Below are 13945 nucleotides of genomic sequence, written 5' to 3' on the forward strand. Positions count from 1 at the left end.
GGGCTAGAGCAGTCCGAGCAGTTGCAAGTCGGTTACGTATTTAATGATGATCGGGGCCGAGACATGCGGGATGTCCGGGATGTCCTTGTCGGGGCCGATTTTTGCTTCTTGCACCGCAGCGCGGAATCGGTCGGTCGGCCCCATCGCCCCTCGGGTCGGCTCGGGCAGCTCAAACTGCTCGGAAGGACGCAACCGCAACATCGGCAGCACCGAGTGCTCGCGCTGTCGATCCGGCAGGGCACCTAGGGCGGTCTCGAACCGCTGCAACCACTCCCCAAAGTCAGCGATGCGCTGGATCGGGTAACCGGCCTCGATCAGCCAGTCGACATACTCGTCGGGCCCGATGCCGTCGTCGTGCGGGTTCATCACGTGATAGGTCTGAAAGCCCGCTAAAGACGTGACCACCTGGGCACCCAGCGTGGCGATCGCCTCAGCGACGAAACCGACGGGCAGCCCGTCAAAGTGCGCGCGTTGCCGGTTGCCATCGGCATCGAGTGGGAAGAACGAGCGGGGCGCGATGCCGGTAGCCACCAAGCTCAGCACCATCCGGGCGACATTGTCCGACGCGTTGAGCTGACCCGCGTATGTGGGGTCGGCCAGGATCACGTCGCAGCGAAACACTCCGACCGGCAGCCCGCACAGGTCGTGAGCCTCGCGCAGCAGCACCTCACCGGCCCACTTGCTGTTGGCGTAGCCGTTGCCGTAGCTGCCATCGTTCGCGCGGGTGGGGCTGATGACCCGGATGTCGGCGTCCTCAGTGAACGCGGACGGATCGATCTGGGTTCTCACGTCGGAAGTCGACACGTAACTGTAGGGCTTGAGTTTCGTGGTGAGCGCCAACCGGATCAGCTCGGCGGTGCCCACGACGTTGGGCCCGAACAGCTCGCTGTAGGGGAAGACGCCGTTGACCAGGGCCGCGGGATCCATGATCAGTTCAACGGTGTCGGCCAGCCGCTGCCAGGTCTGCTGGTCCAGCCCCAGGTAGGCTTCGCCCTTATCGCCGGCGATGACCTCCAGACGATCGGCGGCCAGTTTCTGGAAGTGCCGCAGCAGTCCGGGGTCGCCGCTGCCAAAAGTCTTGTCGAGTCGACTCCTTGCTTCTTCATCAGTCTCGCCGCGCACCAGGCAGATCAGCTTGCCGTCGACCAGCTCCATCCGCTCCAGCCACTCGAGGGCCAGATAGCGCCCGAGGAAGCCGGTCGCCCCGGTCAGCAGGACCGTCCGCACCTCGGCGCTCGGCCCCGGCAGCCCCGGCGCGGCGGCCAGCGTCGTGGCGTCGATGAACTTGTCCAGGGTGAGGTCGCGGGCGTGCACCTTGGTGCTGGCGTCCTCGTTCGCGGCGCCGTGCACGGACACAAAGCTGTCCCAGCTGGCACTTGTGCCCAATTGCTGGCTCAGGCTTCTCACCGATGGCGCGTGGAATATGGCGCCCACGGAAAGGTGGACATCAAGGGCTTTGTTGGTCTCGACGATCACCCGCATCGCGGAAAGCGAATCCCCGCCACAATCGAAGAACGAGTCGTCGACCCCGACGCGCTCGATCCCCAGCACCCGGGCGTAGATCTCGGCCACGATCTCCTCGGTGGGAGTGGCCGGGGCCCGATACTCCCCAGCGGCGTACCCCGGTGCCGGCAGCAACCGTTTGTCGAGTTTGCCGTTGACTGTCAGCGGCAACGCCTCTAGCGCCACCACCACGGCCGGAACCATGTACGCCGGGAGTCGTTGGGCCAGCGCGACCCGGAGCTGGGCCGGGTCTGCTGTCCCGGTGACGTAGCCGACCAGCCGTTTGTCGCCGGGGCGGTCCTCGCGGGCGATTACCGCCGCCTGCTCCACCCCATCCAGCCCGGCCAGCGCGGCCTGAACTTCACCGAGCTCGATGCGATACCCGCGGATCTTGACCTGGTCATCCGCGCGCCCCAGATACCGCAGCCGCCCCTCAGCACCCCAACACACGAGATCTCCGGTGCGATACATACGTTGTCCCGCTGCGACCGGGCACGCCACAAACCGCGACCCCGTCAAGCCCGCCCGCCGCCAATATCCGCACCCCACCCCGGCACCGGCCACATACAACTCCCCGACCACACCGGCTGGCACCGGGCGCAACCAGCGATCCAGCACCAAGAAGCCAAGATGCGCCAATGGCACCCCGATGGGACTGACAGTGCTATCGGCGTCACCGGCGACGATCTTCCGCACCGAGGCATGCACCGTCGTCTCGGTGATGCCATACAGGTTGATCAAGCGCGGTAATCCAGGGTGGTTGTCAAACCACGTCCTAAGACGCTGCGGTTCTAGCGCTTCACCGCCAAACACCACCGTCTGCAGCTTGAGCTGATAATCCAACTCAGGTGATCGCGGTACGGACAAGCCGAGCCAGCGTGTTACCTGGCGTTCAAACGCCGTGCTCGAGCTTTGCCACCAGTGCTGCGCATCAACGTTCTGCAGCGCATAAAACGCCGAGGGGGTCTGGCTTAACACGCTGACCTCTTCGGTGACCAGCACCGCGTGCAAGTCTTCCGGTGAGCGGACCACCGAATCGGGCACCACCACTAACCGCCCACCGTGCAACAACGCACCGAAGATTTCCCACACCGAGAAGTCGAAGGCCAAAGAATGACACTGCGTCCACACCTGTCCCGGCGACAGCTCCAGGTCGGCCTCCAGCACCTCCAACAGCTGGGTCACGTTCTGATGGGGGATTGCCACGCCCTTGGGGACACCGGTGGTGCCGGAGGTGTAGATGAGGTAGGCGATATCATCCGGACCCGGCGCCGACAGTGCGGCGCTGGGTTGGGTGTTAACAGCGGTGCCCTCAATATCACTGACATCGATGACCACCAGGTCATATCCGTCGAGCCGGTCGGCGAGCTCGGTGGTGGTGATCGCGGCGATCGGCGCGGCGTCGGCAACCATGAACTCCATCCGGGCCGCTGGCACCGCCGGGTCGATTGCCAGATAAGCCGCCCCGGTTTTCAGCACCGCTAAAACCGCCACGACAGCCTCGCTCGAACGGGAAAGCAGTAGCGCCACACGCTCACCCGGGCCCGCACCCTGGCCGGCCAACAGATGCGCCAACCGGTTGGCGGCTTCCTCGAGCTCGCGGTATGTCATGGAGCGGCCTTCGAAGCTCAGCGCCACCGCCTCCGGGGTGCGGGCCACCTGCGCGGCGAACAACACCGGAATCGATGCACCGCTGGTTGCGGACTGCGTCAACACCGCCCGGTTGCCCCACCCATCCAGCCGGGCGTACTCAGAATCATCGAGCAGATCCACCGACGAGAGCCGCCGGGTGGGGTCGGCGGTCATCGCCACCAACACCTTCTGCAACCGTTCGATCAGCATCTCGATACTGGCCGCGTCGAAAACATCGGTGTCGTATCCGACGCGAAGACCCAGCTCGCTGCCCGGCGAGGCCTCCACCACAAGCGGGTAGTGGTTGGCTACGCGGCCGGTGACATCGGTGATGGCCAACTCGTCGGCCCCCGTCAACGCCCCGGTGTCGAACGGATAGTTCTCGTACACGAAAACGGTGTCGAACAGCTGCTGTTGACCGGTGACGCGGTGGATCTCCGCAAGCGCCAGGTGCTGGTGCTCGAGTGTGTCGTTGTAGGCGGCTTGAAGCTGGTCGAGCAGCTGCGCGGTGGTGGTTGCCGCCGTGATGTTCGCCCGCACCGGCACAGTGTTGATCAACAGGCCCACCATCGATTCCGCACCGGCCACCTCGGCCGGCCGCCCCGAGACCGTGGTGCCGAAGGCGATATCGTGCTGACCGGTCAACCACATCAGCAGCTGCGCGAAGGCGCCCTGCAAGACGGTGTTGACGGTGGTATGACACGAGCGCGCCAGCTCGCTAACGGCCCGCGTGATCTGCTCAGGCACCCGAAACACGGCATCGCCTCGCGGTCCTTGCTCTAACCGGCCCGGAGGGCCCACCAACGTGGGGGTGTCAAAACCGGCCAACACCTCACGCCAGGCCGCGCGCGCGGCCTCCAGGTCACGACCGCTCAACCAGGTCACAAACCGGCGATACGACCCGGCTGCGCCCAGCCGCTGCCCGCGATAACCGGCGAATATCTCGCCCAGCAGGATCGGCAGCGACCAGCCATCGAGCACGATGTGATGATTGGTCAGCACCAACCGGTGCCGATCCGCCGCGATGCGCAGCAAAGCCAGCCGAAAGGCCGGCTGATCGGCCAGATCGCAGACCGCGGCACGTTCGTCGGTGCATACCCGCGCGATCTGCTCCTCGCCATCGACGTCATCGAGCTGAGGGCCACCGGACAGCTCGACATACCGCCACCCCGGGACCGGATCGGCCGGGATGATCTGCACCGGCTCTTCGAACCGCTGGCAGAATCGGGCCACCAGGTTGGGATGCCGGGTGACCACCGCGTGCACCGCATCGCGCAGCCGCTGCGGGTCAAGCGGGCCGGTCAGGGTGAAAGCCAGCTGCGCCGCATACGCATCGTCGTCGTTGCCCTGCACGGTGCTGGCGTGAAACAGCAGACCCTGCTGCAAGGGAGTCAACGGCAGCACGTCGGCGATCTCATAGTGATGGTAAAGCTCATCGATCTGGTGTTGGCCCAGCCGGGCCGGCGCGATATCCGACGGGGTCAGCCCGCCCCCACCACTTCGCACATGCGCGCAGATACCGGACAGGGCCTCAAACCACAGCCGGCTCAGCCGGCTGACCTGCACGTGATCTAGTGCGGAGGGCGCCCATGTCCAGGTAGCGTGCAGCTGCGGACCGGCGTCGGTGTCGATGGTGACGGCGTTGACATCAACGGTGTGCGTCAGCGGCATGGGTATCGCCATTGCCGCGCTGGTGACTGACGACCCGTCCCGGGAGATCTGCCAAAGATCTTCGTCCAGACCAGTCCCGGGGGCGCCCTGACGCCCAAAATAGTTGAACCCGATCGGCGGGTCAGACCCGTCCAGGTCGACATCGCTGTTCAGGTAACGCAGCACACCGTAACTCAGTCCGTCGGGAAGGGCGCGAAGCTGTTCTTTCGCGTCCTTGATCACCGTCCCCAGTGCGGCCTCACCGGTAACCACCTGCACCCAAGACAGCCCACCCATCGCCAACGACACCGGATATTTAGTGGTGAACCACCCCACGGTGCGGGACAGGTCAACATCGGCGGCCAGCTCCTCGGCGCGCCCGTGGCCCTCGACGTCGATGCCGATCGGCGCGCCGCCGTTGCTCGAAAACTCCGCCACTGCCAAGCCGAGCGAGATCAGCAGAATGTCGCGTATCCCGGCATGAAATGCCGCGGGCACCTCAGTCAAAAGCATGCGGGTCGTGTCAACATCATCCAGCGACACCGACAAGTGCCCGGCGCTTGCATAGGTGTCCACCGCCGGCTGCACCGCGGGCAGCACGGCAGGGATCGCCGCCACCTGCTTCCACACGTGTGCTTGGGCAACAACTTTCGAGGTCCGGGCGTGTTCAGTGAGATGCTCCGCCCACCGGGCAAACGACGTCCCGGTCGCCGGCAACACCACCGGCTGCCCGCCGCGGTGCTGGGCCCAGGCGATGTTCAAGTCCCCCAACAAAATCCGCCACGACACCGCGTCGATGGCCAGATGATGAATGATCAACGCCAACTGGCGCGACGAAGCCACCCACAGCGCGCTCACCATCACGCCGGCGGCCGGGTTCAACCGCGACCGCGCCCCCACCAACGCCGCATCGCACAATTCGCCCACCGATTGCAGGCACTCGCGGGCATCCACCGACCCCACCTCGGGCACCGTCAACGACCACGCCCCAGCGTCGTCGTCGACGCGAAGTCGAAGCATGGCATGCCGATCCATCAAGGCCTGCAACACCGCTACCACGTCGGCTTCGGTCACCCCCGCGGGAGCCTGCACCACCATCGTCTGGTTGAACTGCTGCACCGGGCCATCGATGCTTCCGAGCCAACGCATGATCGGGGTGGCTGGCAGCTGCCCAATGCCCTCATCGATCGCGTCAGCTTCACCGTCGGCCAAGGCGGCCACCCGGGCCAGCCCGGCCACGGTCTGCTCGACGAAAACATCGCGCGGCCGACACAGAACCCCGGCCGCGCGGGCCCGCGCCACCACCTGCATCGACAAAATGCTGTCGCCGCCCAGCTCGAAGAATGAGTCGTCGACTCCAACCCGGTCGAGCCCGAGGACTTGGGCGTAGGTGTGGGCCAGGATTTGTTCTACCGGGTCACTGGGGGCGCGGTATTGGCCGGTGGTGCGTTCGGGTGCCGGCAGGGCGTGGGTGTCGAGTTTGCCGGTGGGGGTGAGGGGCAGCGTTTCGAGTGCGACGACTGCGGCGGGGATCATGTAGGCGGGGAGCTGTTGGGCCAGGGCGGCGCGGGCTTGGGTGGGGTTTGCGGTGCCGGTGATGTAGCCGATGAGGCGCTTGGCGCCGGGGTGGTCTTCGCGGGTGATCACCGCGGCGTGCTCGACTCCGTCCAGTGCGGCCAGGGCGGTCTGGATTTCGCCGAGTTCGATGCGGTAGCCGCGGATGTTGACTTGTTGATCGGCGCGCCCGACGTATTGCAGCTGCCCATCGGGGCGCCAGCGCACCAGATCCCCGGTGCGATACATCCGTGTTCCGGGCTCCCCGAAGAGGCAGGCTACAAACCGCGAGGCCGTTAGGGGACTGCGCCGCAGATAACCGAGCCCGACGCCGGCGCCGGCCACATACAGCTCGCCGAGCACCCCGATCGGTACCGGGTGTAACCACCCGTCGAGCACGAACAGCGCCGCGGTGGGCACCGGCGCGCCGATCGGCGGGCCGCCGGCCCCCGCGGTCAACGGCGCGGTCCTGGATGCACATATCGTGGTCTCGGTGGGGCCGTAGGCGTTGACCATCCTGCGGTGCGGCGCCCACCGGTTGACGACCTCGGCCGGGCAGGGCTCACCGGCCACCAGCAGCGCCATCGACTCCAGTCCCTGTGGCGACAGCGTCGCCACCGCCGACGGGGTTTGACTCAAGACGCTGACCCGCTCGGCGAGTAGCAGGGCGTGGAGGTCGTGCGCTGAGCTGGCCACCGACTCGGGCACCACCACCAGGCGTCCACCGTGGAGCAGCGCACCCCAGATCTCTTCAACGGAGGCGTCGAAGGCCAGCGAATGCCATTGCGCCCACACCTGTTCCGCTGTCGCCCAGGTGTCTAGTGATGTCAGCAGCCGGGTCACGTTGTGGTGGGTGATGGCCACCCCTTTGGGGGTGCCGGTGGTGCCCGAGGTGTAGATCAGGTAGGCGATATCGGCGGGGTCGGGCCCCGGCAAGGCGGTGCTGGGTTGGGTGGCGATGGCGGGATCGTCGACCTCGATGACCGCCAGGTCGCACCCGTTAAGCCGCGGGCGCAGTTCGGCGGTGGTGAGCGCGGTGATCGGCGCGCCATCGGCGATCATGAACTCGATCCGCGCCGCCGGCAGCGCCGGGTCGATCGGCAGGTAGGCCGCACCGGTTTTCAGGACCGCCAGCATCGCCACGATCGCCTGCGTCGAACGCGAAAACAGCAGCGCCACATACTGTCCCGGGCCCACGCCGTGGCCGGCCAGCAGATGTGCCAACCGGTTGGCGGCCGCATCCAACTCGCGGTAGGTCATCGACCGGTCATCACAGGTCAGCGCCACCGCCTTCGGGGCGCGGGCGACCTGCGCGGCGAACAACACCGGAATCGACGTGGGCGTACCAGGTTTCGTCAACCCCGCCCGATTGCCCAGCACCGCCAATCGGGCCCGCTCGACCCCATCAAGCACATCGATCGACGACAACGACCGCCCTACATCGGCCGTCATCGCCAACAACACCCGCTCCAACCGCCCGATCAACGCCTCGATGGTGTCGGGGTCAAACACGTCGGTGCGAAACTCCACTGCTCCGCCAATCCCGGCGGGCTCACCGGATTCGGTGAAGCGCTCGGCCAACGAAAACGCCAAATCCATACGGGCGGTGCGGGTATCCACCGGCAGCGACGTGACCACCAGATCACCCAAGGCCAGCTTGACGGGCTCGTTGTTCTGCCAGGCCAACGCCACCTGGACCAGCGGATGGTGGCTCAGGTTGCGGGTCGGGTTGAGACGCTCTACGAGCACTTCGAAGGGCACGTCCTGGCGCTCGTAGGCGGCCAGGCTGCGCTCGCGCACCTGAGCCAGCAGCTCGCCGACTGTCGGATCACCTGTGAGATCAACTCGCAGCACCAGAGTGTTGACGAAGAAGCCCACCAATTGATCGAGCGCCGGGTCACCCCGTCCGGCGATCGGGAAGCCCACCGCCACATCACAATTGGCGCTGATCTTCGACAACAGCACGGCCAGCGCGGCCTGCACCACCATGAAACTGGTCGCGTTGTGTGCGCGGGCCACTCGGGCAATCTGCTGCTGCAGCTGCGCCGGCCAGTCCACCGTCACGGTGGCGCCGTGCTGATCGGCCACCGGCGGGTAGGGCCGGTCGGTGGGCAATTGCAGGCGCTCGGGCAGGCCGGCCAGCGCCTGTTCCCAATAGGTCAGCTGCGCGCCGATACGGCTTTGCGCGTCGGCCAGATCACCCAGCTGGGCGCGCTGCCACAGCGTGTAGTCGATGTACTGCACCGCCAACGGCGCCCAGTCAGGGGCCAGGCCCGCACTCCGGCTTGTGTAAGCCACCTTCAGATCAGCCACCAGCGGAGTGATCGACCAGCCGTCGGCGGCGATGTGGTGCACCACGGCCACCAGCACGTGTTCGTCGGCGGCGAGGCGGAAAAGTGTTGCCCGCAAGGGGATCTCAGTGGCCAGATCGAAACTGTGCCGCGCCACCGCCCCAATGGCCTCGTCCAGCCGGGCCGCCGACCAGCCGCCGGCATCGACAACAACCCAATGCAAGTCGGCCCGCTCGGCAGCAATGACCGTCTGCTGGGGGATCCCCTCGGGCGCCACAAACAGGGTGCGCAGGCTCTCTTGGCGGCTCACCACGTCGGCCAGTGCCGCACCCAACGCCTCGGCGTCCAGGGGCCCTTCGAACCGCAACGCGGCCGCCATGTTGTAGACGGGGGAGGGGCCCTGCAACTGGTCAAGGAACCACAACCGCTGCTGGGCGTACGACAACGGCACCACCGCCGGACGCGCACCGGCGATCAACGGCTCCAACCGGCCCCCACCGGCAGCGACATGTGGGGCCAGCTGGGCCACCGTGTGCGCCTCGAATACGGTGCGCACCGAAAGGTTGGTGTCCAGGCCGGTATTGATCGCGGCGATCAGGCGCATCGCCGACAGTGAATCCCCGCCCAGATCGAAGAATGAGTCATCGACGCCGACACGGTCGAGTCCCAGAACGTCGGCGTAGATGCCGGCCAAGATCTCCTGTACCTGAGTGGACGGGGTGCGATACCCGCGCCCTGAGTAATCCGGTGGCGGTAGGGCGCGGGTGTCGAGTTTGCCGCTCGGGGTCAGCGGTAGCGCTTCGATGGCCATGACCGCGGCCGGCACCATGTACGCCGGTAGCCGTTGGGTCAGCTCAGTGCGCAGGTCGGTGGGGTCCGCGGTACCGGTGAAATAGGCGACGATGCGCTTGTCGCCGGGGCGGTCCTCGCGGGCGATAACCACCGCTTGGTCGACGCCGTCCAGGCTGGTCAGGGCGGCCTGGATTTCGCCGAGTTCGATGCGGTAGCCGCGGATCTTGACCTGTTCGTCGGCGCGTCCGATGAACCGTAGTTGCCCATCGGCGCGCCAGTGCACCAGATCCCCGGTGCGATACATCCGTGCCCCCGGTCCGCCGAACGGGCTCGCCACGAACCGCGATGCCGTCAACGCGGCCCTACCGAGGTAGCCGACCCCGACGCCGGCACCGGCGACATACAACTCGCCGACCACCCCGATCGGCACCGGACGCAACCACCCATCCAGCACAAACAACGCCGCGGTCGGCACAGGCGAGCCGATCGGCGGAGTCCCCGCCCCCGCGGTCAAAACACTCATCGATGCGTACACGGTGGCCTCGGTAGGGCCGTAGGCGTTGACCACCACCCGTCCGGGCGCCCACCGATCCACCACCTCGGCCGGACACGCCTCACCGCCGAGCAGCAACGCCGTCGACTCCAGCCCCTCCGGCGACAGCGCCCCCACCGCCGACGGGGTCTGCGTCAACACGTTGACTCGTTCGCGAACCAGCACGGAGTGGAAGTCCGGCGGCGAGTTCACCACCGAGTCGGGCACCACCACCAACCGCCCACCGGTGAGCAGCGCCGCCCAGATCTCCCACACCGAGAAGTCGAACGCGTAGGAATGGCACTGCGTCCAAACCTGTTCGGTGGGCAAAGGTTGGGGCTGTGAATAGGCCAAGTGGGTCAGGTTGCGATGGGTGATGGCCACGCCTTTGGGCGTGCCGGTGGTGCCCGAGGTGTAGATCAGGTAGGCGATATCGTCGGGAGCCGGCCCCGGCAACGCCGTGCTGGGCTGGGCGTCGACGCCGGGGTCGTCAGCATCGATGACCAGCAGGTCGCGGGCGGCTATCCGGTCACGTAGGTCTGCCGTGGTGACGACAGCCACCGGTGCGGCGTCACCCATCATGAAACCGATCCGCGCGCCCGGCAACGCCGGGTCGATGGCCAGGTAAGCCGCGCCCGTCTTCATTACCGCCAGCATCGCGACGACGGCCGAGGATGAACGTTCCAACAGCACCGCCACCCTCTGCCCGGCGCTAACGCCGTGACCGATCAGGAAGTGCGCCAACCGGTTAGCGGCCTCATCAAGCTCGCAGTAGGTCATCGAGTTGTCCTCGAAGGTCACCGCCACCGCCTCGGGAACGCGGGCCACCTGGTCGGCGAACAGCGCCGGAACCGACATCGGTGGCGGCCCCGTACGGGTCAGCGTGGCGCGGTTGCCGACGGCATCCAACCGGGCGAGCTCACCGGCGTCGAGCAAATCGATCGACGACAGCCGCCGGGTCGGGTCGGCGGTCATCGCCATCAGCACCAGCTGGAACCGGTCGATCAGGGCCTGGATGCTGTCGGCGTCGAACACGTCGGTGTCGTACTCGGCGCGAATCCCCAGTTGGCGGCCTGGGGTGGCTTGCACGGTCAGCGGGTAGTGGTTGTACTCGCGGCCGGTGAACTCGGTGATGGCCAGCTCGTGGTCGCCCGCGGCCAGGGCCGCGGTGTCGACGGGATAGTTCTCCAGCACGAACAAGGTGTCGAACAGCTGATCGTGACCGGTGATGCGGTGAATTTCGCTGAGCGCCAGGTGTTGGTGGTCCAGCGTGTCGGCGTAGGCGGCCTGCAATTGGTCGATCAGGTCGGCCGTAGTGCTGGCCGGCGTGATGCGCGCCCGCACGGGCACGGTGTTGATCATCAAGCCGACCATTGATTCGGCACCGGCCAGCTCGGCCGGCCTACCCGAGACTGCGGTGCCGAACACGACGTCGTGCTGGCCGGTCAGCCATGTCAGGAGTTGTGCGAAACCTGCTTGCAGCACGGTGTTGACGGTGGTGTGGCGAGAGCGGGCCAGTTCGCTCAGCGATTGCGTGGTGTGAAGGGACAGCCGCGATGAGGCGACCCCGCGCCGACCGAGCCCCAACCGATTCGCCGGGCCGACCAGGGTGGGCGTATCGAAGTCCGCCAACACCGAACGCCAAGCGGTGTGGGCGGCTTCCAGGTCACGTGTGGCCAGCCAGGCGGCGAACGCACGATACGACGCGGCCGCGGGCAGTCGCTGCCCGTAGTAGGTGGCGAAGATTTCCTGCAGCAGGATCGGCAGCGACCAGCCGTCCAGCACGATGTGGTGGTTGGTCAGTATCAACCGGTACTGCTCGGCGGCGGTGCGCATCAACGCCACCCGGAAGGCCGGCCCGCCGGCCAGATCGCACACCGCGGCGCGTTCGGCTGCGCAAATCTGCCGGATCTGGTCATCGATGTCCAGTTCGCCGTCATCGGCAACAAGGTCGGCGTACCGCCACCCCGCCGCGGGATCGGCCGGGATGATCTGCACCGGCTCGCCGAACCGTTCGAAGAAGCGGGCCGCCAGATTGGGATGGCGGTTGATCGCGGTCTGTACCGCGTGGCGCAGCCGGTTGGGGTCGAGCGTGCCGGTCACGGTGATGTCTAGCTGAGACGCATACACATCGTCGCCGTTATCCGTTGCCGTGTTGGCGTGAAAGAACAGCCCCTGCTGCAGGGGAGTCAGCGGCAGAACGTCAGCGATCCGCATATTGCCGCTCCAGCTCGTCGATCTGTTGCTGGCTCAGCCCGGCAAGTGTGATGTCCGACGGCGTCAGTCCGCCGCCGCCGCCGCGCACATGGGCGCAGATGCCGGTCAGGGCGTCGAACCAGAGCTGCGCGAGACGGCTGATCTGGGGGTGGTCCAGTGCTGTTCGCGCCCAGGTCCAGGTGGCGTGCAACAGGGGGCCGGAGTCGGTGTCCTCGGTGGCGGCGTTGAGTTCCACGGTGTGGCTCAGTGGCATGGCGCCCGCCGCGGCCGCCGCGACCGCCGACAAGCCGTCGTTGCTGATCCGCCATAGATGGCTAGCGTGCTCGGCTGGCGCGCCGCCTAGCCGTCCCAGGTAGTTGAAGCCGATCGGTGGGTCGGACTCGGGCAGGTCGACGTCGGGGTTGAGGTAGCGCAGCAGGCCGTAGGTCAGGGGCTCGGGCAGGGCGCGCAGTTGTTCTTTGGCGTTTTTGATGACGGTGCCCAGGGCGGGTGCGCCGGTGATCACCTGGGCCCAGGGCAGCCCGCCGACGGTCAGTGCGACGGGGTATTTGGTGGTGAACCATCCCACGGTGCGTGACAGGTCCAGCTCGGCGGCCAGTTCTTCGGCGCGGCCGTGGCCTTCCACGTCGATGCCGATCGGTGTGTCGCCAGTGCCCAGGTATTGCGCCCAGGCCAACCCGAATGCGATGAGCAGGATGTCGTGGATCCCGGCGTGAAACGCCGCGGGCACCTCGGCGAGCAGGGTTTGGGTGGTCTCGGTGTCCAGCTGCACGCTCAGCTGTCCGGCATTGGCGTAGGTGTCGACCTCGGGTTGTACTTCGGGCAGCCCCACCGGGGCGTTGGCGATCTGTCGCCAGGCCTCTGCCGTGTTGGTCACGGTGGTGGTGTGGGCGTGTTCGGCTAGCAGCGCCGACCACCGGGCGAACGAGGTGCCGCCGGCCGGCAGCGTTATTGGTTGTCCGTTACGGTGCTGGGCCCAGGCGATATTGAGGTCTTCCAACAGGATTCGCCAGGACACCCCGTCGATGGCCAGGTGGTGAATGATCACCGCCAACTGCCCGGTGGCGGCCGCCCAGACCGCACGCAGCACGTTGCCGGTGGCCGGGTTCAGCCGGGCCCGCGCCGCCAGCAGGGCGTCTTGGGAGACCACGGTGGCGGTGTGCAGGCAGGTGGCGACGTCTACGGTGCCGGGTTCGGGGACCGTCAACGCCCATCCGCTGCCGCCGTCGTCATCGACTCGAAGGCGCAGCATGGCGTGCCGATCCAGCAGGGCCTGCAACATGGCCTTCACGTCGGCTTCAATAACTCCCGCCGGTGCCTGCACGATGACTGTCTGGTTGAACTGCTCTACCGGTCCGGCGACGTCTTGCAGCCAGTGCATGATCGGGCTGGCGATCACCGGCCCGATGCCCTCATCAACGGGTCTGTCCGAATCGTCGGCCACCGTGGCCACCCGGGCCAGCCGGGCCACGGTCTGTTCGACGAAGATGTCGCGCGGTCGACAGATCAGCCCCGCGGCGCGGGCACGGGCGACCACCTGCATCGACGAGATGCTGTCCCCGCCCAGGTCGAAGAAGGAGTCGTCGACGCCGACCCGGTCCAAGCCGAGTACCTGGGCGTAGATGCCGGCCAGGAGTTCTTCGACCTGGGTTTCCGGGGAGCGGTATTGGCCGGCGGTGTATTCGGGTGCCGGGAGTGCGTGGGTGTCGAGTTTGCCGTTGGGGGTGAGTGGGAGGTGGTCGAGGGCCACGATCGCGGCGGGGATCATGTAGGG

At 66.8% G+C, this 13945-nt stretch carries 1 pseudogene; it reads right to left on the reverse strand.

Annotated elements, in window-relative coordinates:
- Positions 1–3 precede the first annotated feature (3 nt).
- Positions 4–13945 (reverse strand): annotated as a pseudogene (locus B8W69_RS30135) (amino acid adenylation domain-containing protein); the annotation flags it as partial.

Source organism: Mycolicibacterium vulneris (genome assembly GCF_002104765.1).
GTDB classification, from domain to species: Bacteria; Actinomycetota; Actinomycetes; order Mycobacteriales; family Mycobacteriaceae; genus Mycobacterium; species Mycobacterium vulneris.